Origin of the sequence: Enterobacter bugandensis (assembly GCF_900324475.1) — a bacterium.
In the GTDB taxonomy this organism is placed as follows: Bacteria; Pseudomonadota; Gammaproteobacteria; order Enterobacterales; family Enterobacteriaceae; genus Enterobacter; species Enterobacter bugandensis.
Window position 1 is genome coordinate 1,004,438 of the sequence record NZ_LT992502.1, and the last position, 24,842, is coordinate 1,029,279.

Consider the following 24,842-nt stretch of genomic DNA (forward strand, 5'->3'; position numbering starts at 1 on the left):
ATGGGATTAAAGCACCTCTTTGAAAAAATTGAGCCGCACTTTACCGAAGGGAAGCTCAAAAAGTACTACCCGCTGTATGAAGCGACGACGACTATTTTCTACACTCCGGGTCTGGTGACGAAAGGGGCAGCGCACGTTCGCGATGCCATCGACCTGAAACGCATGATGATCCTGGTGTGGTTTGCGGTCTTCCCGGCCATGTTCTGGGGCATGTACAACGTTGGTCTGCAAACCATTCCGGCGCTGCATCATATGTACGACGCTCAGCAGCTGGCGCAGGTGATCCAGTCTGACTGGCACTATCGTCTGGCGCAGTCGCTGGGCGTCAGCTTTGCGGCTGATGCAGGCTGGGTCAGCATGATGACGCTGGGGGCCGTCTTCTTCCTGCCGATCTACATGACCGTCTTTATCGTGGGCGGCTTCTGGGAAGTGCTGTTCGCCATCATCCGCAAACACGAGATCAACGAAGGCTTCTTTGTTACCTCCATTCTGTTTTCGCTGATTGTTCCGCCGACTCTGCCGCTCTGGCAGGCGGCGATGGGGATTAGCTTTGGCGTGGTGATTGCCAAAGAGATTTTCGGCGGCACCGGACGTAACTTCCTCAACCCGGCGCTGGCGGGGCGTGCGTTCCTGTTCTTTGCTTACCCGGCGCAGATTTCGGGCGACCTGGTGTGGACGGCTGCGGACGGATTCTCCGGCGCGACGCCACTTTCACAGTGGGCGGCAGGCGGCGGTGAAACGCTGGTCAACAATGCTACCGGCCAGCCCGTAACCTGGTTCGACGCGTTTCTTGGCAACATTCCGGGCTCCATTGGCGAAGTATCTACCCTGATGATTTTGATCGGCGGGGCCATCATCCTCTTTGGCCGCGTGGCGTCCTGGCGCATCGTCGCGGGCGTTATGCTCGGCATGGTGCTTACCGCCACGCTGTTCAACTTCATTGGTTCAGACACGAACCCGATGTTCTCCATGCCGTGGTACTGGCACCTGGTGCTGGGAGGCTTTGCGTTTGGCATGATGTTCATGGCCACCGATCCCGTCTCGGCCTCCTTTACCGACAGGGGGAAATGGTGCTACGGCGCGCTCATTGGCGTGATGTGTGTACTGATTCGCGTGGTCAACCCGGCCTATCCGGAAGGGATGATGTTGGCCATTCTGTTTGCCAACCTGTTTGCGCCGCTGTTCGACTACCTGGTCGTGCGCGCCAACATTAAGCGGAGGAAGGCGCGTGGCTGAGGTTAAAAATAACGACAGCATCAGCAAAACGCTGCTGGTGGTTTTGGTACTGTGTCTGGTCTGTTCCATCGTGGTTGCCGGTTCCGCCGTAGGGTTGAAACCGCTGCAGCAGGAACAGCGCGCGCTGGATAAACAGCGTAACATCCTGGCCGTGGCCGGGCTGATGCAGGAAGGCATGACGAAGGACGACGTCGCCGACGTGTTTGCTGAACGCATTACCGCACGGCTGGTGGATTTAAAAACCGGCGAGCTGATGGATAAAGACCCGGCGAAATATAACCAGGCGCTGGCATTAAAGGATCCGCAGATGAGCACCGTGCTTGACGCCTCGCAGGATCCGGCTGGCATTAAGCGCCGCAGCAATGTCGCGGAAATTTACCTCGTCCGTGACGAGCAGAAGCGCATACAGGAAATCGTGTTGCCCATCTACGGCAACGGCTTATGGTCAATGATGTATGCGTTTGTGGCACTGGATACCGATGGCCGCACGGTCAAAGGTATTACTTATTACGATCAGGGCGAAACGCCGGGGCTGGGTGGCGAAGTGGAAAACCCTAACTGGCGTGCGCAGTTTATCGGTAAAAAAGTGCTCAATGATAACGGTCAGCCTGCGCTGAAGGTGGTGAAAGGAGGCGCGCGTCCTGGGGATGAATTCGCCGTTGACGGTCTTTCCGGCGCCACACTCACCTCTAACGGGGTGCAGCACAGTTTTGATTTCTGGATGGGTGAACTGGGCTTTGGTCCCTTCCTGAAGAACGTACGTGAAGGAGCGCTGAACAATGGCTGATACGGGTGAACTGAAAGAAGTTAAAAAAGTGCTTATTGGCCCACTTTTAGCCAATAACCCGATAACCCTGCAGGTGCTGGGTGTGTGCTCGGCTCTGGCGGTAACGACCAAGCTGGAAACGGCGGTGGTGATGACGCTGGCGGTAACGCTGGTGACGGCGTTTTCCAGCATGTTTATCTCGATGATCCGCCACCACATCCCCAACAGCGTGAGGATCATCGTGCAGATGGCGATCATCGCCTCGCTGGTGATCGTGGTCGATCAGCTGCTGCGCGCTTTCGCCTACGAAACCTCGAAGCAGCTTTCGGTGTTTGTCGGCCTGATTATCACCAACTGCATCGTGATGGGGCGCGCTGAAGCCTACGCCATGAAAATGCCGCCGCTGGCGAGCTTTATGGACGGTATCGGGAACGGCCTGGGCTACGGCGTGATCCTGCTGACGGTCGGTTTCCTGCGCGAGCTGATTGGCAGCGGCAAGCTGTTTGGCGTTCAGGTGCTGGATACGGTACAGAACGGCGGCTGGTATCTGCCGAACGGCCTGTTCCTGCTGGCCCCAAGCGCGTTTTTCATTATCGGTTTGCTGATCTGGCTGATTCGTACGTTGAAGCCTGAACAGCAGGAAAAGGAGTAACCGACAATGGCTCATTACCTGAGTTTATTTGTGCGCGCGGTGTTTGTTGAAAACATGGCGCTCGCCTTCTTCCTGGGCATGTGTACGTTCCTTGCCGTCTCTAAAAAGGTCTCGACGGCATTTGGCCTGGGCGTGGCGGTCACCGTTGTGCTGGGGCTTTCGGTTCCGATTAACAACCTGGTGTTCAACTTCGTGCTGCGGGACGGCGCGCTGGTGGAAGGCGTCGATCTTAGCTTCCTGAACTTCATCACCTTCATCGGGGTGATTGCGGCGCTGGTACAAATCCTGGAGATGATCCTCGATAAGTATTTCCCGTCGCTGTACAACGCGCTGGGGATCTTCCTGCCGCTGATCGCGGTGAACTGCGCCATCTTCGGTGGCGTCTCGTTTATGGTTCAGCGCGATTACAACTTCAGTGAATCGGTGGTGTACGGCTTCGGTTCCGGTATCGGCTGGATGCTGGCGATTGTCACTATGGCGGGGATCCGTGAAAAAATGAAATATGCCAACGTGCCTGCGGGGCTGCGTGGCTTAGGGATCACCTTTATCACCACCGGCCTGATGGCGTTGGGCTTTATGTCCTTCTCCGGTGTGCAGCTATAAGGGTTAACAAATGGAAATTATTCTTGGCGTGGTGATGTTCACGCTGATAGTACTGGTGCTGTCAGGGCTGATTCTGGCGGCGCGCGCAAAGCTGGTTAATTCCGGGGACGTGATCATTGATATCAATGACGATCCGCAGAACCAGATCCGCACTCCGGCAGGGGACAAGCTGCTTAATACGCTCTCGGGCAACGGGATTTTTGTCTCGTCAGCCTGCGGTGGAGGCGGCTCATGCGGGCAGTGCCGTGTGACTGTGAAAGAGGGGGGCGGTGATATTCTGCCTACTGAACTGTCGCATATCACGAAGCGTGAAGCGAAAGAGGGGTGCCGCCTGGCGTGCCAGGTCGCGGTGCGTCAGAACATGAAGATTGAGCTGCCGGAAGAGATTTTCGGCGTGAAAAAATGGGAGTGCGAGGTTATCTCGAACGATAACAAAGCCACGTTTATTAAAGAGCTCAAGCTGCGTGTCCCTGAAGGGGAGAGCGTCCCGTTCCGTGCAGGTGGGTATATCCAGATTGAGTGTCCGGCGCACACCGTGGCGTATGCGGACTTCGACGTGCCCGATGAGTACCGGGCCGACTGGGATAAATTTAATCTCTTCCGCTTTGTTTCCGAGGTAAAAGAGCCCGCGCTGCGCGCCTATTCCATGGCTAACTACCCGGAAGAGAAGGGCATTATCATGCTCAACGTGCGTATCGCCACGCCGCCGCCAAACGTGCCTGACGCGCCGCCGGGCGTGATGTCGTCGTATATCTGGTCTCTTAAGCCAGGCGACAAGGTGACGATCTCCGGTCCGTTCGGCGAGTTTTTTGCTAAAGATACCGACGCTGAAATGGTCTTTATCGGCGGCGGTGCGGGTATGGCCCCTATGCGCTCGCACATCTTTGACCAGCTCAAGCGTCTCGGCAGCAAGCGTAAAATCAGCTTCTGGTACGGTGCGCGCTCGCTGCGCGAAATGTTCTACGACGATGAGTTTGAACAGCTGGCGCGTGAGAATCCGAACTTTACCTTCCACGTGGCGCTCTCCGATCCGCAGCCGGAAGATAACTGGACGGGCTATACGGGATTCATTCACAACGTGCTGTATGAAAACTACCTCAAACAGCACCCGGCACCGGAAGACTGCGAGTTCTATATGTGTGGTCCGCCAATGATGAACGCCGCCGTGATCAAGATGCTCAAAGATCTCGGCGTGGAAGATGAAAACATCCTCCTTGATGATTTCGGAGGCTGATTATGTTGACCTTTCTGGCAACCTTTGCGGTGTTTTTGCTGGTGGTGTTCGGTATGTCTTTAGGCTGGATCATCAAGCGTAAAAGCATTCAGGGCAGCTGTGGAGGTATCTCTTCCATCGGAATGGAAAAGGTGTGCGACTGCCCCGAACCGTGCGATGCACGTAAAAAGCGCATGGCCCGGGATCAGCAGAGGATCATCTAGGAAAAGGCCGCTTCGTGCGGCCTTTATCATTTATTTTGCCCAGCTTTTGGCTTTGGCTGGTGAGTCTACAAGAACCCCTTCGGCACCCAGTGTTTTCGCCTTCTGGTAATCCTCTTCAGAGTTCACGCCGATAAAAATCAGATGGGCATTGCCCTGAGAGCGGAAGCAGTCAACGGCCTCTTTGTCCCACGTTAATGTTGCAGGAGAGACACCTTCGCCTAAGGTGAATTTCTCGACCACTTCTACTTTTCGGTTTAACTCAAGCCCGTACCAGTAATCGTCCATTTTTTGTGAAGGAGGCAGACATTCATGGCTCAACGAAATCGTGGCCAGACGCGTGCGGGTTTCGCTGCGCGTGACAAAGCGGGGGATTTCGACAGGCAATGCTTCCATATAGCGATCTTCGGTTGAATAAACGCGAACGCGATTCAGGCTGTTGGTCTCTTTCAATACGTTAAGCAGCGCGTTGCCCATGGTCGCCGGATCGGCATCCGGCGATTTGATGTCAATGAAAAAACGCGTATCTGGCCAGGCGCTCAGCACCGACTTCAGCGTCGGTATCGGGGAATTAAGCAGGTTTTCCGGCAGGCCCTTATCTTTCCACTTCACGCTGGCATCCGCTTTTGCCAGTTCTTCAGCGGTATACTGCGACACCTTTCCCTGCAGATTGGTTAACGCTTTCAGATCGGCAGGTCGATAGAGAACCGGTACGCCATCCCGACTGAGCTGCACGGTTATCCAGACGATATCTGCTTTGTTTTCGAGGGCGAGCTTAATGGCTGGCAGGGTATTTTCAGGTGCATCGGCAGTCCCGCCCCGGTGGGCAACGATCGCAGGGCTAGCAGATGCAGCACTCGCCAGAAACAGTAACGAAATCGGGAGAATTTTCTTCATGAATAATTACGCTCCATTGATTTTATAAATGTATGTATATAAAGGCTTTATTACGAATGTTTGTAACACGTTTATATGACAACCGTGAGTAAGGAAAATAGCTGACGCATTTTTTGCCTTTTGTTATACTGTATATAAATACATGTGTGGTATGACCGATGCGCAAAATAATCCATGTCGATATGGACTGCTTTTTTGCCGCAGTGGAGATGCGTGACAACCCGGCGCTGCGGGATATTCCCATCGCCATTGGCGGCAGCCGCGTTCAGCGCGGTGTGATCAGCACCGCCAACTATCCTGCACGCAAATTTGGCGTGCGCAGCGCCATGCCGACGGCGATGGCGCTAAAACTGTGTCCGCACCTTACTCTTTTGCCCGGGCGCTTTGACGCCTATAAAGAAGCGTCAAACCATATACGCGAAATCTTCTCCCGCTACACCTCACTGATTGAACCGCTTTCGCTGGACGAAGCCTATCTGGACGTCACCGACAGCCTGCACTGTCACGGCTCCGCTACCCTGATGGCGCAGGAGATCCGCCAGACCATTTTCAACGAGCTGAATCTCACCGCGTCGGCAGGCGTCGCGCCGGTAAAATTTCTCGCCAAAATTGCTTCCGATTTAAATAAACCCAACGGCCAGTACGTCATCACCCCTGAAGAGGTCCCGGCGTTTTTAAAAACGCTGCCGCTTGGCAAAATCCCCGGCGTAGGCAAAGTCTCCGCCGCGAAGCTGGAAAGTATGGGGTTACGCACCTGCGAAGACGTGCAGCGAAGCGACCTGGCTATGCTGCTCAAGCGCTTTGGGAAGTTTGGCCGCGTGCTGTGGGAGCGCAGTCAGGGCATTGACGACCGCGATGTAAACAACGAACGGCTTCGTAAATCGGTCGGGGTTGAGCGCACGCTGAGCGAAGACATCCATGACTGGTCGGAATGCGAAACCATTATTACGGAACAGCTCTATCCGGAGCTGGAGCGACGCCTGATCAAAGTAAAGCCTGATTTACTGATTGCCCGACAGGGCATCAAGCTGAAATTTAACGACTTTCAGCAGACGACGCAGGAGCACGTCTGGCCGCGCCTGAACAAAGAAGATCTTATCGCAACGGCGAAAAAGGCGTGGGAAGAACGACGAGGCGGACGAGGGGTGAGGCTGGTGGGACTGCACGTCACGCTGCTGGATCCGCAGCTGGAGCGTCAGCTGGTTTTGGGATTGTAGATTACACTCATCGTAGGCCCGGCAAGCGTAGCGCCGCCGGGCAACAGACGACAAATTACTTCGCAGGGATCGCCTTCAGCAGTTCCGTCAACAGCGTCCAGTAATGACCGACGCTTTCAATATGAACCTGCTCATCCGGCGAGTGTGGACCGGTAATGGTTGGCCCGATGGAAACCATGTCCATGTCCGGATACGGCTTCTTAAACAGACCACATTCCAGACCCGCGTGGATCACCTGGATGTTCGGGGTGCTGTTGAACAGACGCTGATAAGTTTCACGCACCAGCGCCATCACCGGAGAGCTTGCATCCGGCTGCCAGCCTGGGTAGCTGCCTTTGGCGGAGGTTTTCGCGCCCGCCAGCGCACCCAGAGATTCCAGCATGCTTACTACATACTCTTTACCGCTGTCGATCAGGGAGCGGATCAGGCAGATAATTTCCGCACTGTCGTCGCTCATAGTCACCACGCCCACGTTCAGAGAGGTTTCCACCACGCCTTTCGCCACGTCAGAGTTGCGAATCACGCCGTTTGGCGTCGCGTTCAGCAGCTGAACGAAGCTGTCGCGAGACTGCGCGGTCAGGGCGGCTTTATCCGTAGACACGGATTCCAGCACCACGGTCAGGTTCTTCTCTTTCGCCGACAGTTCGTTTTTCAGGATATCCAGGTAGACGCTGGAGAGTTTTTTCAGCTCGTCCGCTTTCGCCGCTGGCACCGCCACGGTGGCAAAGGCTTCGCGTGGGATCGCGTTGCGCAGGGTGCCGCCGTTGAAGTCCACCAGACGCAGGTCCAGCTCGGCCGCATGGCCCGCCAGGAAGCGCGCCAGCAGTTTGTTGGCGTTACCCAGGCCCAGGTGAATATCACCGCCGGAGTGACCGCCTTTCAGCCCTTTCAGCGTCAGCTTGAAGGTCTGGTAGCCAGCAGGGATCGCTTCGCGTGACAGCGGCAGGGTAGAGATGAAATCAATCCCGCCCGCGCAGCCCATGTAGATCTCGCCTTCTTCTTCGGAGTCGGTGTTGATCAGGATATCTGCCTGCAGCCAGTTCGCCTGCAGACCGAACGCGCCGTCCATGCCCGCTTCTTCGGTCATGGTCAGCAGCACTTCCAGCGGACCGTGTTCAACGCTGTCGTCAGCCAGCACCGCCAGCGCAGAGGCCATACCGATGCCGTTGTCCGCGCCCAGGGTGGTGCCGCGCGCTTTTACCCAGTCGCCATCGATGTACGGCTGGATTGGGTCTTTAGTGAAGTCGTGAACGGTGTCGTTGTTTTTCTGTGGCACCATGTCCAGGTGCGCCTGCAGTACAACCGGTTTACGGTTTTCCATGCCTGCGGTAGCCGGTTTGCGGATCAGAATGTTGCCAACCTGGTCGCGCTCTGCGTGCAGACCTTTTTCCTTCGCCCAACCCATAATATGTTCGGCAAGCTGTTCTTCATGGTAGGAAGGGTGTGGAATGGAGCAAATTTTGGCAAAAATATCCCACAGCGGCTGCGGAGATAATTGAGACAGTTCAGACACGATAAGTCTCCTTGTCGAGGCGCTGCAAACAGGGTTGCAGGCCACAGGGTTAGCAGGTTAATAGTTACCACAAGACAGGCTTGCGAGATGCAACTGAGAATACCACTTTCTCTGCTGGCTGGTAGCATAAAGCATGTAAAAACTCAGGCAGGGAGCGCTAAACACTGGTTTTTAGTGCGCCAGATCTCTATAATCTCGCGCAACCTATTTCCCCCTCGAACACTTTTTAAGCCGTATAAAAACAGGCTGGGACACTTCACATGAGCGAAAAATACGTCGTCACCTGGGACATGTTGCAGATTCACGCACGCAAACTGGCTGCGCGTCTGATGCCTTCCGAACAGTGGAAAGGCATTATTGCCGTCAGCCGTGGCGGTCTGGTACCGGGGGCGCTGCTGGCACGTGAGCTGGGTATTCGTCATGTCGATACCGTCTGCATCTCCAGCTATGACCATGATAACCAGCGTGAGCTGAAAGTGCTGAAACGCGCTGAAGGCGACGGTGAAGGCTTCATCGTTATTGATGACCTGGTGGATACCGGCGGTACTGCGGTCGCTATTCGCGAAATGTACCCGAAAGCGCACTTCGTGACGATCTTCGCTAAGCCAGCGGGTCGCCCACTGGTTGACGATTACGTCATTGATATCCCACAGGATACCTGGATTGAACAGCCGTGGGATATGGGCGTGGTCTTCGTGCCGCCTATCTCAGGCCGTTAATACCAGTACGTAACTTTACACGCCCGGCTATGCCGGGCGTTGTTCTTTTTATCCCGCCACGCGTTACAATGGGCACTATATGACGTATCCATGGAGGCAACGCAATGACGCAGGCGAATCTCACCGAGACGCTTTTCAAACCCCGTTTCAAACACCCTGAAACGTCGACGCTGGTCCGTCGGTTTAATCCGGGAACCATGCCTGCCGTCCAGTCTGCGTTAGACGGTAAAAACGTGCCCCACTGGTATCGCATGATTAACCGCCTGATGTGGATCTGGCGCGGTATCGATCCCCGTGAAATCCTTGACGTGCAGGCGCGTATCGTAATGAGCGAGTCGGAGCGTACCGACAGCGAGCTCTACGACACGGTGGTGGGCTACCGGGGCGGGAACTGGATCTACGAATGGTCTAAACAGGCGATGCTCTGGCAGCAAAAAGCCAGCCAGGAAGAGGATGCCACGCGAAGCGGTAAGCACTGGCTGCATGCGGCCAACCTCTACGCCATCGCCGCCTATCCGCATTTGAAAGGGGATGAGCTGGCCGAGCAGGCTCAGGCGCTGGCGAATCGTGCCTATGAGGAAGCTGCTCAACGTCTGCCGGGTCAGATGCGCGAGCTTGAGTTCGCCGTTCCGGGCGGTGCGCCCGTCACCGGGTTCCTGCACATGCCTGAAGGCGACGGCCCGTTCCCGACCGTGCTAATGTGCGGCGGGCTGGATTCCCTGCAAATCGACTATTACAGCCTGTATGAGCGCTACTTCGCACCAAAAGGGATCGCGATGCTGACGCTCGATATGCCTTCTATTGGATTCTCATCGAAGTGGAAGTTAACGCAGGATTCGAGCCTGCTGCACCAGCATGCGCTTAAAGCGCTGGAAAATGTTCCGTGGGTTGACCACACCCGCGTCGCGGCGTTCGGCTTCCGTTTTGGTGCCAACGTTGCGGTGCGTCTGGCTTACCTTGAATCTTCACGTCTGAAGGCCGTCGCCTGCCTGGGCCCGGTGGTTCACGCCCTGCTCAGCGATCCTGCCCGTCAGGGCAGCGTGCCGGAGATGTATCTGGACGTCCTTGCCAGTCGACTTGGCATGCATGATGCCTCAGACGAAGCGCTGCGCGTCGAACTCAATCGCTACTCGTTAAAAACGCAAGGGTTGCTTGGACGCCGCTGCCCGACGCCGATGCTGTCCGGTTTCTGGAAAAACGATCCGTTCAGCCCGGAAGAAGAGTCGCGCTTAATCACTTCGTCATCTGCGGATGGCAAATTGCTTGAGGTGCCGTTCAGCCCGGTGTATCAGAATTTTGACAAAGCCTTGAAAGAGATCACGCGCTGGATCGCCCAGAGAGTGTGTTAATAGATTGCTAAATTTCGCTGGTTTGGTAAAACAGTGGCTTCACAAAAGGAGATCGCAATGACGTTACCGAGTGGACACCCGAAAAGTAGGCTGATTAAGAAATTTATGGCTCTCGGCCCGTATATTCGAGAAGAGCAGTGTGAAGAGAATCGCTTTTTTTTCGACTGCCTGGCTGTATGCGTCAACGTGAAGCCTGCACCCGAAAAACGTGAATTCTGGGGCTGGTGGATGGAAATGGAAGCAGAGGAGAAACGTTTTACGTATAGCTATCAGTTTGGCCTGTTTAACAAAGACGGCAACTGGCAGGCTACTACCATCAAAGATCAGGAAGTGATCGATCGCCTGGAATACACCCTGAAAGAGTTCCACGACAAAGCGAGCGCGCTGCTGGCCACCCTGGACCTTAAGTTCGAGCCTGCGGATGACTTTTCCAGCGAAGCGGTGAAGCTGACCGCGTAATGGTTTCTCCCTCTTCCTGTGGAAGAGGGCCGGGGGGAGGGCAGCAGACCGCATTTACCCTGGGCAAAAAAATCCCGGCTTGTATGCCGGGATTTTCTTATCTGGATAATCTTAGAACTGATACGTTACACCCAGCGCAACGATATCATCGCTGCTCACGCCCAGCTTATTATCGTCGTCAATCTGGTTGATTTTATAATCAACAAACGCGGACATGTTTTTGTTGAAGTAATACGTGGCGCCCACGTCAATATATTTCACGATATCTTCGTCGCCAATGCCTTCGATATCTTTACCTTTGGACTGTACATAACCCACGGATGGGCGCAGACCAAAGTCAAACTGATATTGTGCAACCACTTCGAAGTTTTGCGCTTTATTTGCAAAACCACCGGAGATAGGGGCCATATTGCGGGTTTCAGAATAAATAGTGGCCAGGTAAATATCGTTCGCGTCGTATTTCAGACCGGTTGCCCAGCCCTCGGCTTTTTTACCTTCACCGCGCGCCTGCAGGTTCTGCGCGTTGGTGCGATCGGAGCTGGCATAAGCACCAATGACGGAGAAATCGCTGCCGCCGAAGTCATAGGCCAGAGACGTACCAAAGCCGTCACCGTTCTGCTTTTTCACGTCGCGGTTTTCGTTTTTGCCCTGGTACTGCAGGGTCATATCAAGACCGTCTACCATGCCAAAGAAGTCGGTATTGCGGTAGGTGGCCAGTCCGGAGGCACGTTTCGTCATGAAGTTGTCGGTCTGTGCCAGGCCGTCACCGCCGAACTCAGGGAACATATCGGTGTATGCCGCGACGTCATAAAGCGCGCCCAGGTTACGGCCGTAATCCAGTGAACCAAAGTCTTTCAGTTTAATACCGGCGAACGCCAGACGTGTTTTCTGCGAGGAGTCGCTTTCAGCTTTGTTACCTGCGAATTCAGCTTCCCAACGGCCGTAGCCCGTCAGCTGATCGTTAATCTGGGTTTCGCCTTTAAAACCGAAACGAACGTAAGTCTGGTCACCATCTTTGGTGTCATCATCACTGATATAGTGCATAGCTTTCACTTTGCCGTACACGTCCAGTTTATTACCGTTTTTATTATAAACTTCTGCTGCGTGAACAGATGCGGATGCCACCACGCCCATAACCACTAATGCCAGAGTGCTCTTTTTCATTTTCGATCCTGTCTTATAAACGCGCTTTAAAAATTCGCTGGACGATAAGCTGATGCTTAAGTCCCGTGAAAAAACAGGAAGGGTTTTATCGTTCTGGAATGAAACTTTTATGACAAACTAAGAATAATTTTAAAAAACTGTGATTTATTATTACGGTAATAAATTTGTCAAATTCTGCCGCTACGCTTCCTGATCCCGCGCAACAAAGTGCCTGGTGATGCACTAAGGCAGTTGGCAACCGGGCTGACTCCTGTTAAAACGTTCGTTCGACATTACTTTCCCTTATCGTTGAACGGCAGAGAATCATGAGTGACAGCCAGACGCTGGTGGTAAAACTCGGTACCAGTGTGTTAACAGGCGGATCGCGCCGCCTAAATCGCGCCCACATTGTTGAGCTTGTACGCCAGTGCGCTCAGCTGCATGCCGCAGGGCACCGTATTGTGATTGTGACCTCCGGGGCGATTGCCGCCGGGCGTGAACACCTGGGTTACCCCGAACTCCCCGCGACGATCGCCTCTAAACAGCTGCTGGCCGCCGTGGGACAAAGCCGACTCATTCAACTCTGGGAACAGCTGTTCTCTATCTACGGTATTCACGTCGGGCAGATGCTGCTGACGCGTGCGGATATGGAAGACCGGGAGCGCTTCCTGAACGCCCGCGATACCCTGCGCGCGCTGCTGGACAACAATATTGTTCCCGTTATCAACGAAAACGATGCCGTTGCCACCGCTGAAATAAAAGTGGGCGATAACGATAACCTCTCTGCGCTGGCCGCCATTCTGGCCGGGGCCGATAAACTCCTGCTTCTGACCGATCAGCAGGGGCTGTTCACCGCCGACCCGCGCTCCAACCCGGAAGCCGAGCTGATTACCGATGTTCATGGTATCGACGATGCGCTGCGCGCCATCGCCGGTGACAGCGTGTCCGGCCTCGGAACGGGCGGGATGGGGACCAAGCTGCAGGCCGCCGACGTGGCGTGCCGCGCCGGTATCGACACCATCATTGCCGCGGGCAGCCGCCCTGGCGTGATTGGCGACGTGATGGAAGGCATTTCCGTCGGCACCCGCTTCCACGCCCAGGAATCCCCGCTGGAGAACCGCAAGCGCTGGATCTTTGGCGCGCCGCCTGCCGGTGAACTCACCGTTGATGAAGGGGCAACCGCGGCGATTCTGGAACGAGGGAGTTCATTGCTTCCTAAAGGAATTAAAAGCGTGACAGGCAACTTCTCCCGTGGTGAAGTGATCCGCATCCGTAACCTGGAAGGTCGCGACATCGCGCATGGCGTAAGCCGCTATAACAGCGATGCCCTGCGCCGCATTGCGGGCCACCACTCGCAGCAGATCGACGCTATTCTGGGCTATGAATATGGCCCGGTTGCCGTGCATCGCGATGACATGATTATTCGTTAAGGAGCCAGAACATGCTGGAACAAATGGGCGCAGCCGCGAAGGCCGCCTCTTACAAACTGGCGCTCCTTTCCAGCCGCGAGAAAAACCGCGTGCTGGAAAAAATCGCTGATTATCTGGAAGCACAGTCTCAGGACATTTTGCTTGCCAACGAGCAGGATCTGCTGGAAGCGCGTCGAAACGGCCTGAGCGAAGCGATGCTCGACCGCCTGGCGCTGAACCCGGCGCGTCTTAAAAGTATCGCCGACGATGTTCGTCAGGTTTGTAATCTGGCCGACCCGGTAGGACAGGTGATTGACGGTGGGCTGCTCGACAGCGGTTTGCGTCTGGAGCGTCGCCGCGTGCCGCTCGGCGTCATCGGCGTGATTTATGAAGCCCGTCCAAACGTGACGGTTGACGTCGCTTCCCTGTGCCTGAAAACCGGTAATGCCGCCATTTTGCGCGGTGGGAAAGAGACCTGGCGCACCAACGCCGCGACGGTGAAAGTCATCCAGCAGGCGCTGGAAGAGTGCGGCTTGCCGGCGGGGGCCGTGCAGGCGATTGAGAGCCCTGACCGCGCGCTGGTCAACGAGATGCTGCGCATGGACAAATACATCGACATGCTGATCCCACGCGGTGGCGCGGGCCTGCACAAGCTGTGCCGTGAGCAGTCGACCATTCCGGTCATCACGGGCGGCATCGGCGTATGCCATATCGTGGTGGACGACAGCGCCGAAATTGAGCCAGCGCTGAAGATTATCGTCAACGCCAAAACCCAGCGCCCAAGCACCTGTAACACCGTGGAAACGCTGCTGGTGCACCAGAGGATTGCGAGTACTTTCCTGCCAGCCCTGAGCAAACAGATGGCGGAGAGCGGGGTGACGCTGCACGCTGATACCAATGCCCTCGCGCTGCTCGAGGGTGGCCCGGCTAGTGTGGTTCCCGTAAAAGCGGAGCAGTACGACGACGAGTTCCTGTCGCTGGATCTGAACGTGAAGGTGGTTGCGGATCTCGACGACGCTATTGCGCACATTCGTGAACACGGCACGCAGCATTCTGACGCGATCCTGACGCGTACGCTGCGCAATGCCGATCGCTTTGTGAATGAAGTGGATTCCTCTGCGGTATATGTGAACGCCTCCACCCGCTTCACGGACGGCGGCCAGTTCGGACTTGGCGCAGAAGTGGCGGTCAGCACGCAGAAACTGCACGCGCGCGGTCCGATGGGCCTTGAAGCGCTGACCACCTATAAGTGGATCGGCTTCGGTGACGATACGATTCGTGCGTAAATAGTCACGGGTGATGCAAAAATAGCCGTTTGATTCAAAAGGGCATTGACGCATCACCCGGTTAGATCTAACCTTTTGCCCCGTGGTTACACTCGTAACCGGCCTCTCAGGGCCGATATAGCTCAGTTGGTAGAGCAGCGCATTCGTAATGCGAAGGTCGTAGGTTCGACTCCTATTATCGGCACCAGTTCTCTCAAAAAGTTACGCATCATTAGCTCCCTTCTTATCTGCACGATGGGGCAGATTTGGGAAAAAAGCTCCCAAATTCGCATCAATTCTAAGCGCATGTTTGAGCATTCAACAGTTGCGTCTTCTCCTGCTCAGGTTGAAGCAGAGACGGATTTACTGAACGTTATCTTCAACGATTCGGAACCAAATTAGCAGGAAGCAAACATTCTCGATTACGTGAAGAACAAACGCGCATCGGTTAAATCATTGGCATGTACTCATTCCTGGCCTTGATTAGCTAAGCGAACATGTCAGCGCGATGCTCAAAGGCAGCCAGCGGCAGACACATTCAGAAGAGAAGCAGGCCGCCTGAGGGCGGCTTTTTTCTGCCCGGAGGGAAACATCTCGATGCTATTAAGTAAATCAGCCTACGCCAGGCATATGGGCGTCAGCCGGCAAACTGTTTACGGCTGGATAGCCCGCGATGAAATTGTAATTTCAGGCGATAAAGTGGATGTCGAAGCATCGCAGGCTAAACAAAATTCTGCAGGTGCTGGCGAACACCAGACTGAAATGACATGGGCGCAGGCCGCCACGTGGGTATGGGGGCATGACGGCGGGAAAGAGCTGCCGGCTGATATTAATGCTGGCCAGCGAATAGAGGCAGCAGCCGCTGAGCTGGGTTTTGATGTTCAGCACGAGCCCGATGAACAATTGCTGATTCTCTTCCGGCCGGATGAAGAAACCCACAACTTCTATGGCAAAGACCGTGCAGCAGGCGCTTTACGGTTTCTTCGTTCTGAGCTGGCTTACGTTGCCACAATGCACCCCGATACGCCGGATGACTGGAGCAAAACAAGATTAAGGGCGCTCTGCCTGCTGGACGGCGAAAAACTGTAAACCCCCCAGCCCCTCAAACTTGACACTTTTTCGCGAGAAACTGGGAAAAGTGTCAACCCAACCTAACGGATCCTGACGCCAACGAACAGCAGCTACAGCAGAAGTGTAAAGGGCTGGCGTTGAGATTTGTTGAGCCTTGGCTGTTTGCTTTTGTTAATCCTAATGCGAAGCAGGGCAGGTGTCAGCCTGTTATGGTTTGTTATGCCTTACTAGGGAAAACTAGGTGGAAAGTGTCAACCGCTACCGCTTCAGAAAATTTCAGCTATACGTACTCGTGAAGGAGAGGTGTTAAGCACTCCCCCAATGCAACCATCCTCGAGCCTCTTTCAGATCGCTGTTCTGGTTTGCCCGGACGCTGGCGTTCAGATTGAGTTGTCAAAAGTTGTCACCCACCGGCAGCGCCAGTGGGGATTTTTGGCAGAACGCGCTCTAAGTTACAGTTGCTTCAAACTGTATCAATATGACCGACAATATTTGATTTAACGAGCGGTAGATCACAAGCAGAAATCAGTCCTGTAAGGCATAATGGATAAAAATCATCTGTTTAAAAGGACTATACGATGTCGCATGTAAGTATTAATGATTTTAAGTTGCTTAATATTAAATGCCAAAAATACTTTGATTTATTCAGTAAAACTAATCAATTTGTTCAAGAAGTGAATGAACTTAAGTTACAACAAAGGTTTGGTTTTTATCTCTTCATGCTTGAATCATTATGTAATGAAAAAGATATAGATCGAATTAGTGATTACATTACAGATACTGAATACAACTCGTATTTATATGGTAACCGAAATGATGATCATGGTATTGATGCGATATTTATAGATAGTGAAGATAAGGAAATAAAGTTATTTAATTTTAAGTTCAGAGAACGATTCAAGGTTGACCAGAAGCAAAGTTTTAATGAAGCTTTTGTATCAACAAAACTTGTGAATTGTATTATGAATGAAAGTGTCGATGGTTTAGACGGGAAGTTGGCGTTGTATGTGACAAAAATCAATGAATTACTCAATGGTAATGAAGTATGGAAACTTTCTTTATATATGGTGAGCAATGAAGCTTTGCCTATAGAGCATGATGAAAGTGCTATCCAACAATTGAAAAATGTATATGACATGGAAGTTATATCTATATGCCTTCCACATATAACAAGTATTATGTCAATACGTCCCGCTCCAATTAATGCGGAATTGATTATTGACAATGATTCTCTCATGTCTTATTCAGAGAGCTCAATTTCGACATCTAAATCGTATGTCATCAGACTAAATGCTGCCGATGTAATAAGAATTACTTGTCGCAATGCTGATTTACGCGGAGATCACAATTGTGAGAACTTTGAATTATTAGCAAACGAAAAAATAGATTTTGGGGTTCTTTTCGATAACGTGAGGGGGTTTGTTCAACGCTCGCGCTATAATGCTGGCATAGCCAAAACCTTGCGTGAGGAACCAAATAAATTATTCATGTATAACAATGGATTAACTATAGTATCTAATGATATTAAAGCTCATCCAGTAAATGGTCACAGAAAAGTAAGAATCAGTTTATCTGGAATCCAAGTCTTAAATGGTGGGCAAACGCTTAGAACACTTCATGATTTTAATGCGGTGGATAAATCTAATATTACAGAATATATTTCAAAGGGCGAACTTCTTGTTCGGATATTCAATGCATCCAATAATGAAACTGCAAATAAAATAGCGGAATACACAAACAGTCAAAACTCTATTTCTAATGTGGACTTGAAATCTTTAAGCACATTGCAAATACAATTAGAACAGTTACTAGATGAGCATGGTATTATTTATTCCAGAAAAAATGGCGATACCGGTATTCATGACGAAAAAGAATACCGATACAAAATTAGTATGGAGCAATTCGGTCAGATACTTTTCGCTTATCAAGGTTTTCCAGAAAAATCTTCAAACCAAAAGCAACATATTTTTGGGAAATACTACGATAGCATATTTAGCGAAGATAATTTTAATTTTTCAAATGCACCACAGTTAGTGGAAAGTTATTACGAAATAAAAAAGGCTTATTCATCTTCAACCGATAGCATTCAGAAAATAGAACAGAAGATTTTCTATATAATTTACATGCATAAAGTCAGAGAAGATTGGAACTATGAAAAATGCATCAATATGCTTGAAGAGGCTTTATATTCTTATTATCCGTTCAGCGATGTGAACCTCACTGATGCACGAAAAATGATTCAGGTACGATTCAGGGAATCAGTGTGCGAAATGTTGTCCGATAGTGAGCTTTAGTATGCACTTCTAAATATTATAGGGTTCTATTGTGAACCCTATTTTTTAATTTATAACTTATCTTCATTCCGTGCGGTAAATTTAAAATCGTGGTTATTATTTGCTCAGTACCTAAAGAACAAATAAAAGTGATGATTTCTTGTCCATGTTCATAGTAGGCAGTGTGGGGGTACTTTTGGGGGTACCTTATAAATTAAAATGAATAAAATTACTTATGAATCAATTAAGTGATGGTTGCTGTTTTACTCCTATTATCGCACCAGTTCTCTCAAAAAGTTACGCATCATTAGCTCCCTTCTTATCTGCACGATGGGGCAGATTTGGGAAAGAAGCTCCCAAATTCGCATCAATTCTAAGCGCATGTTTGAGCATTCAACTGTTGCGTCTTCTCCTGCTCAGGTTGAAGCAGAGACGGATTTACTGAACGTTATCTTCAACGATTCGGATCCAAATTAGCAGGAAGCAAACATTCTCCAGACTGAATGCGGTAACGGAAAAAGCAATGATAGAAGTTTTTTCATGCCAGGCGTAGCGCAGCGTTCACAATGCTGAGCGCTTCATGCTTAAGGCCGGTATAGCCCCTTCAGGCTATACCGCCACTCCCTCCTATCGTGCAATTAACGCAAATACACCCCAGCCAATATATTCCCTTGTGTAAGCCACATGGCGCTTAGGCGCTGCCGTCAGCTCCGTGCGCACCTCCTGTGCAAAATCATCGTCGGGGTTTTGCTCCAGCCAGCGGCGCAGGGTCATCCATTTCGCAGCTTCGTATCTGTCCCAGCCTTCCTGATCTGCCAGCACCATTTCGACCAGGTCATAGCCCTGGCGATCGAAAGACGCGACAAGGTCGGGCAGGGTGAGAAAGTCTGCGGTTGACGAGACGCCGCAAGCCCGAGCCGTCTCCTCCGTTGTGGGAACCTGTCGCCAGTAAGGTTCACCGATGAGCATGATTCCCCCGGGCTTAAGGCTTTGTGCCAGCAGGTCCATCGTCCCGGCGACGCCGCCCGCAATCCACGTGGCGCCAACACAGGCCGCCACGTCGCATTGTTCATCAGCCACGTAGCCAGCCGCGTCGTTATGCACAAAATGGACGCGTTCGCTGACGCCGAGCGCCTCTGCGCGCCGCGTTGCCTGCGCGGTAAAGAGCAGGCTCATGTCGATGCCGGTACCGGTAATCCCGTGATCGCGTGCCCAGGTGCAAAGCATCTCTCCCGAACCGCTGCCGAGATCGAGAAGGCGCGCGCCTGGCTTCATGCGTAACACGCGCCCCAGCGTGGCATATTTTTCTGGCGTGAAGGGGTTATGAATGCGGTGTTCGCTTTCGCTAACAGTAAATATGCGTGGGATATCCATCATCCTCTCCTTAACGATTATCAGGCTGAGCACGGACGTTGTTCAGCCCGGTAGTATTGATACGGTAGGGCTGACCGTTAACGGATTTGATCAGCTTTTTGGTTTTGAGCTTTTTGAAAACGGCGAGAGTGCAGTCGCTGAGCAATAGCCCTTCACGGCTGTAACATTCAACGGCGGTGACGCGGCCGGACGTATCGCGGACGTGCACAATACGGCCACCTTTGGCGAGAACGTGTAAGGTACGCTGTTCCTGACGGGATAAATTCATACTGGAAAACCTGTTTAATCATCATGTGCAAAACGTGCAAACACACAGCGGTGTCCGCATTCGATTTCGGCGCATTGATAATCAGTCCGGCCTGAAAAGGTCGGGGAGCTGATTATCGGATGATTACATTCTCCAGCATCAAAGCCTCGGATTGAGTTGAAAGGTATTTACGGGGTGAATGATAACACCCGGTCATTGTATGTGTATACCCAGGGTTGAAAAGTGTGATCCCGGTAAGATCACACTGTACCGTTTTTTATATTTTTATCGATTTCAGCCTGTGGCTTTCCGAACAGATAGCCCTGCACGAGATCGCAGCCCAGCGCCTGAAGCCGTTCAAGCTGCGCTTCGGTTTCCACACCTTCTGCAATGACCCGCATATTGAGGCTCTTCGCCATGCCGGTTATCAGTTTAACGATATTAAGCGCGTCGTCTTGGGTGGATATCGGATTCACAAAGGATTTATCAATTTTAATTTTATCAAAATTGAGTTCACTCAGCCTCGAGAGCGAGGAATAACCCGTTCCGAAATCATCAATGGAGATTTTTACCCCCAGCGATCTGAGTTTTTTGAGAATAGTGAGCGGCGTGTTGCTGTCACTGAAGAGCGAAGACTCCGTAACTTCCAGTTCAAGGCGGCTGGCCGGCAGGCCTGTCTCTTTCAGGATGGACTGAACCATTGCCGTAAATGATTTAGTCCCCAGCTGAACAGGTGAGACGTTTACCGAGATTCTGGCCGGAACCGCCCAGGAAGCCGCCTCCCGGCAGGCAAGTTCAAGCACATTTTTGCCAATCTCATTGATCATCCCTGTTTTTTCAGCAACAGAAATAAAGTAATCAGGCGACAAAATCCCCTTTACCGGGTGTATCCAGCGAATAAGCGCTTCATAGCCGTAAATTTCATTGCTGAATGAATCGACAATAGGCTGGTAATAAACAACGAATTCATGGTTGCTGATCGCGAGAGCCATATCATGCTCAAGGGTTCTGCTTTCCTGCAGCTTCTGCAGCATCCACTGACGGAAGACTTTTATCTGCTGTGAGCCCTCTTTTTTGGCTTCGTAGAGGGCCAGATCGGCAAATTTATAGAGATAATCAGAGCGCCGCTCATTATCAGATAAAACGATACCTACACAGGTGGCAATTTTTATCAGCTGGTTATTGATCGTATAGGGCAGACTGATGTGAGCGCTAATCTCTTTGGCGCGCGAAACCGCCGCGTTCTCGGTCAGGCCGCTGGAGAGAAGTGCAAATTCGTCACCGCCCAGGCGGTAAAACGTATCCGTCGCGTTACTCATTGAGGTAAGCCGTCGGGATACCTGATTCAACAGTAAATCGCCGGCGTCATGGCCATAGGTATCGTTGACCTCTTTGAACCGGTCTAAATCAAATAACATCACCGTGACAGGGGTATGGTTTTTATCTGCCTGAAGGGTAATTTTATTGAGATCGTCCCAGAAGAACAGACGGTTTTTCATGCCGGTAAGGGAGTCATGATACACATCATATTCCAGCTTCGAATTCTGTATTTGCAGTGTTTCTTTTGACCGCTGAAGTTCGTCAGCGAGGGTTTTAACCTGCATGTGGGCTTTAAGAATATTTTTATTCTGATAGATCATTAAGAATCCCAGAATAAAGCTTAATATCACCAGAAGTAACGAAAGTACAGAGTAAATATAATATAGGATCTGTATTTTATGGTTGGATTCATTAATTGTGTTAATATCTTTGGTTAATGCGCTTGAAGACAGTTGACTGAGCGGCGCGTCGAGCAGGTGCATATTTGCCAGGTACTTTTTTAATTCCTCATGGCTCATTTTTTCCAGGTTACTGTCCAGATACGCCAGTATTTCTTTCAGGCGTGCAGCGATCTCTTGATGCGTTTTATCGCTCTCAATATAGCGGCCTAAGTCTCCCCCGTTCAGTAACTCGCCCTGGCTGAGCATAATTTCGAGACGCATGCGGGCCTGGTCTATCGTAACGTCATCGGTATCGGTTGCGTATAGACCAAGCCATGATTCAAATCGGTAGTACTCTGATACCAGTTGAGCCACGGACCAGGACTCAGTGTAGTGAGTCAGTTTTTGCAGCTCTTGCTGACGATCGTAAACAAGAAATGCAATATATCCCGTCGTGATAAAAAGAGAAAAAATGATACCAACCAGTATCCTGTTCATTATGTTCTCCTGAACTGCTATTCAATCTTCATTTTGCTAACCTGCCATGCTGAACGCGAGTAATAAATTTGATTATTCAACTCAGGAAGACTGTCATAAGGGTATACAATGAATGATGGGCCTTTATCGCGGATACGCATATATTCGCCATTAATCTTTAAGGCAAGAATAGCGTTATATTTCTTAAAATCGCTGAGAGGAATAGCGGTTGCGTAATCATTAAGGGCAATAACATTAACGACAGAACCCTTTGCTCCAACATAATCCATGAGTTTGTTCATTGGAACACCCTCAAACTTCGTCCTGCCCGTATACCAGGGAGATGTCGTCTCGAAACTCACCATCCCGAGTTTTTCAAGGCTTGCGAGATCAAACACTGCTTTTCCATCTTCGTTAGTATTTTCTATATTCCCGTAAATCGTCAAAATGGGTTTTCCGGCGGGTTTCGGCAGTTCACCCGCCCAGGCTAAACTCTGAACCAGACAGCATACCAGCATTAGGATTAATCGCATTATGGCCTCCACTTTTGCACAGAAGTATATGAATTATAATTTAGTTATCACAGTAGTTTATGTATTTTATTGCGTCGCTATTACTTCTGTACGCGAATGAGGGGTAATTGCAATGTAATCAAATGGTTATGAGGTTGCGGAAGAGTGATTTCAATCACATACAACACCTCTTTTTTTTGAGGCACGCTACGCTTACTTGAATAAACTCTCTTACGTTTAAAAAACGATCGCTTTAATTGAGCGTTATATCCTCACCTCAAAGAATGTACCTGTGATGGACAGGTAAAAAAAACGCCACCCAATGGGCGGCGTCGTCATATTTAGCGATTGTTCAGCACGGTGCTCCGTTACTTTTTTGCGCCCGGTGAAGCGCTGAGCGGCAAACGCCATAGCTCGTAGCGTTCATGACCGGGTTTGACCGCGCCAGCAAAGTGGTCATTGAGGCTGCTTGAGGTGAAGATCAGGTCACCGTCCGGACGTATAGCCGGCCTTTCTCGCTGATTTATGCACCTCACCGGCGTCAGTCGGCTGCCACCCGGGCCATGATCGATCTTCTGACCACGGAACAATGACGGGGGTGTCTCCGTCATGAAAAAAGCGTCTTATTCTTAACCCGCCTCCAGCATCCCAAAACTCACAATTCGCGAGCGTCCCAGCTCTTTCGCCCGGTACAGTGCCACGTCCGCGGCGCGCAGCAGGTTGTCACTTTGAGCATGCTCTGGATAGCTGGCGATACCAATTGACACATCCACCGGCCCAATCTCGGTCAGCCCGTAGCGAAGCGATAGCGCATGCACGCCGTTGTAAATCTTCTGCGCGCAGGCGTGCGCTTCTGCTTCACCGGCCCCGGGAAGCAGAACCAGAAACTCCTCGCCCCCGTAGCGGAATGCCAGCCCGCCGTCGTGCGCGGCCCGCTGAACAATCGTCGCCACGTTTTTGATTACCTGGTCGCCAGCCTCGTGACCAAAGCGGTCGTTAATGCTTTTAAAGTGATCGATGTCGATCATCATGCAGCTTAACGGCTCGCCGTTGCGCATGGCCTGCGTCATTTGCGTGTGCAGGGTGTCTTCCAGATGATGACGATTACGCAGGCCGGTAAGCGGGTCAAACAAGGCTTTTTCCAGCAGCGCGTCGCGCAGGCGCTGATTCGCCAGCGCCAGTCCGAGCGCCTCGGCCATCAGTTCCAGATACGCGCGTGCAGGAGCATTTTCCGGGGTGATGTTCTGGAACGAGAGCAACCCAATGGCCTCGCCCTGGGCGATAAGCGGTACGCACAGTGCGCTTTCCGCCTGTGATTCTGGGAGATGATAGCAGGCGACATCCGGTTCACCGTTAACCGGCGGGTGGCTCTGACCGCGACGCACGGCCCAGCACGCATCGGGGTGGAACGTGGCCTCATCATCTGCCGGTGAAAGCCACTGGGCGACGCAGCGCATTTGCCACGGATCGCGGTCAAAAACGTAGAGCCGGCCCGCTATCCCCGGCGCGATATTGGGCGCAAACAGCTCCGCCACGTTGATCACATCGTCAAAGTTTTCACACCCCTGCAGCCGCTGCGTCATACGCGCCAGCAGCTCGCGGATGGCCCAGTCGGCGTCACGCTCTTTTTCCAGACGCTGTCGCGCAAGGCCGTTTTCACGAAAGATGCGGATGGCCTGGGCCATATCGCCAATCTCATCAATCTGGTTAAAGTTGGGCGTTTCAACGGCGAAGTCCTGAGAGGCCAGACGGTGAACCACGTCGCTCAGGCGTACCACCGGGCGCAGCACGCGGCGTTTTAATATAAAGCCGAGCACAAACAAGAACAGCAGGGCGGTCAGGCCAACCATCACTTCAGAAGCCGTGCGCAGCGCTTTCGATTTTTTCGTCGCCTCCCGCACGGAGGCAATGACACGTTTGTCGAGTATCTGGCGAAAGCGATCGATTTGGGTTTGTGCGCGCTCAAGCTCCTGCTCGTAGGGCATGCCATAGAGCAGGGCAACGGCCTGCGCATCTTCACCCCGGGCCGCGCTCGTCAGTGCTGCCTGCTGCTCATCCTGCAGTGCATCAATGATTTTTAAACCATCATGTAGCAGGGCCAGCTCGTCATCTGAAGCGCCGGTGTCCTGCAGTTTCTCCAGCTTCAGCTCGATGCTCTTCAGTTTTTTCTCTGACGCATTGTACTCATCCAGGATTTGCGGATTTTTTTTGATGACATACAGGCGCGCTAAATCGGACTGTTTCCAGGCGTCGGTTTCAATATTTTCTGTAAGCTCATCAAAATTTTGACGTAGTTCAATGGCCTGACGTTCGGCAGTGTCAGCACCGGAGGCCATCAGCATGATAATGCCGGAGGCGATAGTCAGGCAGACCGTGGCACCGTAGGCCCAGTTGGTTATTGTCGCGATTCGCACCTGGAGATCCTTTTACTGCATAAAGAGGATGGCGTTCTTCAAATTATAGAAAACGTATGATTTAAGGCGAAAAAAAAGGCGGCACAGCGCCGCCTGATGTGGTCGTTATCGT

The 24,842-nt window shown here is 52.0% G+C and carries 22 protein-coding genes, 1 tRNA gene and 2 pseudogenes; 16 read left to right on the plus strand and 9 right to left on the minus strand.

The features are described 5' to 3' along the window. From DG357_RS04800 to nqrM, 6 genes are read left to right on the plus strand one after another with little or no spacing between them, the layout of a single operon-like run. Positions 1-1,236, plus strand: coding sequence for an NADH:ubiquinone reductase (Na(+)-transporting) subunit B (locus tag DG357_RS04800; RefSeq protein WP_088205256.1), 1,236 nt, complete (start codon positions 1-3; stop codon positions 1,234-1,236). Further along, complete coding sequence (locus DG357_RS04805; RefSeq protein ID WP_063942698.1) at positions 1,229-2,023, plus strand: Na(+)-translocating NADH-quinone reductase subunit C; 795 nt, start codon at positions 1,229-1,231, stop codon at positions 2,021-2,023. The genes DG357_RS04800 and DG357_RS04805 overlap by 8 nt, the downstream gene beginning before the upstream one ends. After that, positions 2,016-2,654: an NADH:ubiquinone reductase (Na(+)-transporting) subunit D gene (locus DG357_RS04810; protein WP_028012078.1), complete on the plus strand. Its 639-nt coding sequence runs from the start codon at positions 2,016-2,018 to the stop codon at positions 2,652-2,654. Before DG357_RS04805 ends, DG357_RS04810 begins: the two co-directional genes overlap by 8 nt. 6 nt (positions 2,655-2,660) lie before the next feature. After that, positions 2,661-3,257, plus strand: a complete 597-nt coding sequence (gene nqrE / locus DG357_RS04815; protein ID WP_003863217.1) for an NADH:ubiquinone reductase (Na(+)-transporting) subunit E — start codon at positions 2,661-2,663, stop codon at positions 3,255-3,257. 10 nt (positions 3,258-3,267) lie between these two features. Next, complete coding sequence (nqrF, locus tag DG357_RS04820; protein WP_045259789.1) at positions 3,268-4,491, plus strand: NADH:ubiquinone reductase (Na(+)-transporting) subunit F; 1,224 nt, start codon at positions 3,268-3,270, stop codon at positions 4,489-4,491. 2 nt (positions 4,492-4,493) lie between these two features. Further along, positions 4,494-4,694, plus strand: coding sequence for a (Na+)-NQR maturation NqrM (gene nqrM, locus DG357_RS04825; RefSeq protein ID WP_041911135.1), 201 nt, complete (start codon positions 4,494-4,496; stop codon positions 4,692-4,694). Between the two features lie 30 nt (positions 4,695-4,724). Here nqrM and DG357_RS04830 read toward each other — a convergent pair whose 3' ends face one another. After that, on the minus strand, positions 4,725-5,588 hold the full coding sequence (locus tag DG357_RS04830; RefSeq protein ID WP_088205255.1) for a glycerophosphodiester phosphodiesterase family protein: 864 nt from the start codon (positions 5,586-5,588) through the stop codon (positions 4,725-4,727). Positions 5,589-5,746: 158 nt separating this feature from the next. Here DG357_RS04830 and dinB point away from each other — a divergent pair, with 158 nt between their 5' ends. Continuing rightward, positions 5,747-6,805, plus strand: coding sequence for a DNA polymerase IV (gene dinB / locus DG357_RS04835; RefSeq protein WP_041911133.1), 1,059 nt, complete (start codon positions 5,747-5,749; stop codon positions 6,803-6,805). Positions 6,806-6,860: 55 nt separating this feature from the next. Here the strand turns inward: dinB and pepD are convergent, their stop codons facing one another. Further along, positions 6,861-8,318 carry a cytosol nonspecific dipeptidase gene (pepD, locus tag DG357_RS04840; RefSeq protein ID WP_088205254.1) on the minus strand — a complete coding sequence of 486 codons (1,458 nt, stop codon included), beginning with the start codon at positions 8,316-8,318 and terminating at the stop codon, positions 6,861-6,863. Between the two features lie 260 nt (positions 8,319-8,578). On the opposite strand from pepD, the gene gpt reads away from it, so the two are divergent. The 3 genes from gpt to crl all read left to right on the plus strand — a co-directional run bounded on the left by gpt (position 8,579) and on the right by crl (position 10,845). Beyond that, positions 8,579-9,037: a xanthine phosphoribosyltransferase gene (gene gpt / locus DG357_RS04845; RefSeq protein WP_003863205.1), complete on the plus strand. Its 459-nt coding sequence runs from the start codon at positions 8,579-8,581 to the stop codon at positions 9,035-9,037. A gap of 104 nt (positions 9,038-9,141) precedes the next feature. Then, the gene (gene frsA / locus DG357_RS04850) at positions 9,142-10,386 is read left to right on the plus strand and encodes an esterase FrsA (protein ID WP_028012084.1); all 1,245 of its coding nucleotides are present in this window, start codon (positions 9,142-9,144) and stop codon (positions 10,384-10,386) included. Between the two features lie 57 nt (positions 10,387-10,443). Beyond that, positions 10,444-10,845 carry a sigma factor-binding protein Crl gene (gene crl, locus DG357_RS04855; protein ID WP_008500249.1) on the plus strand — a complete coding sequence of 134 codons (402 nt, stop codon included), beginning with the start codon at positions 10,444-10,446 and terminating at the stop codon, positions 10,843-10,845. A 111-nt stretch (positions 10,846-10,956) separates the two neighbouring features. Here crl and phoE read toward each other — a convergent pair whose 3' ends face one another. Next, the gene (phoE, locus tag DG357_RS04860) at positions 10,957-12,009 is read right to left on the minus strand and encodes a phosphoporin PhoE (RefSeq protein ID WP_028012086.1); all 1,053 of its coding nucleotides are present in this window, start codon (positions 12,007-12,009) and stop codon (positions 10,957-10,959) included. A 305-nt stretch (positions 12,010-12,314) separates the two neighbouring features. On the opposite strand from phoE, the gene proB reads away from it, so the two are divergent. The 5 genes from proB (at position 12,315) to DG357_RS04885 (ending at position 18,027) form a co-directional block, all read left to right on the plus strand. After that, entirely contained in the window at positions 12,315-13,418 is a 1,104-nt protein-coding gene (gene proB / locus DG357_RS04865; RefSeq protein WP_014882684.1) for a glutamate 5-kinase, read from the plus strand. An 11-nt stretch (positions 13,419-13,429) separates the two neighbouring features. Beyond that, a complete protein-coding gene (gene proA / locus DG357_RS04870) occupies positions 13,430-14,683 on the plus strand; it encodes a glutamate-5-semialdehyde dehydrogenase (protein ID WP_088205253.1) in 1,254 nt (417 codons plus the stop codon). 111 nt (positions 14,684-14,794) lie between these two features. Beyond that, positions 14,795-14,870, plus strand: a tRNA-Thr gene (locus DG357_RS04875). A gap of 389 nt (positions 14,871-15,259) precedes the next feature. Next, complete coding sequence (locus DG357_RS04880; RefSeq protein WP_224222667.1) at positions 15,260-15,751, plus strand: DNA-binding protein; 492 nt, start codon at positions 15,260-15,262, stop codon at positions 15,749-15,751. Positions 15,752-16,311: 560 nt separating this feature from the next. Beyond that, positions 16,312-18,027, plus strand: coding sequence for an AIPR family protein (locus DG357_RS04885; protein WP_088205252.1), 1,716 nt, complete (start codon positions 16,312-16,314; stop codon positions 18,025-18,027). A gap of 606 nt (positions 18,028-18,633) precedes the next feature. Here the strand turns inward: DG357_RS04885 and DG357_RS04890 are convergent. The 5 genes and pseudogenes from DG357_RS04890 to DG357_RS23365 form a co-directional block, all read right to left on the minus strand. Beyond that, a complete protein-coding gene (locus DG357_RS04890) occupies positions 18,634-19,380 on the minus strand; it encodes an SAM-dependent methyltransferase (RefSeq protein WP_088205251.1) in 747 nt (248 codons plus the stop codon). Between the two features lie 10 nt (positions 19,381-19,390). Then, a complete protein-coding gene (locus tag DG357_RS04895) occupies positions 19,391-19,648 on the minus strand; it encodes a YjhX family toxin (RefSeq protein WP_028012097.1) in 258 nt (85 codons plus the stop codon). 239 nt (positions 19,649-19,887) lie between these two features. Continuing rightward, positions 19,888-21,825 (minus strand): putative bifunctional diguanylate cyclase/phosphodiesterase, encoded by a 1,938-nt coding sequence (locus tag DG357_RS04905; RefSeq protein WP_047367578.1) that lies wholly within the window; start codon positions 21,823-21,825, stop codon positions 19,888-19,890. A 17-nt stretch (positions 21,826-21,842) separates the two neighbouring features. Next, positions 21,843-22,337, minus strand: coding sequence for a molybdopterin-dependent oxidoreductase (locus tag DG357_RS04910; RefSeq protein ID WP_028012099.1), 495 nt, complete (start codon positions 22,335-22,337; stop codon positions 21,843-21,845). A 347-nt stretch (positions 22,338-22,684) separates the two neighbouring features. Continuing rightward, positions 22,685-22,831 (minus strand): annotated as a pseudogene (locus tag DG357_RS23365) (L-dopachrome tautomerase-related protein); the annotation flags it as partial. Between DG357_RS23365 and DG357_RS23095 the strand changes: the two are divergent. Further along, a pseudogene (locus DG357_RS23095) lies at positions 22,808-22,909 on the plus strand (LysR family transcriptional regulator); the annotation flags it as partial. The pseudogenes DG357_RS23365 and DG357_RS23095 sit on opposite strands and share 24 nt — an antisense overlap. Before the next feature lie 36 nt (positions 22,910-22,945). Here the strand turns inward: DG357_RS23095 and DG357_RS04920 are convergent. Then, positions 22,946-24,730, minus strand: coding sequence for a diguanylate cyclase (locus DG357_RS04920; protein ID WP_088205249.1), 1,785 nt, complete (start codon positions 24,728-24,730; stop codon positions 22,946-22,948). Positions 24,731-24,842 lie beyond the last annotated feature (112 nt).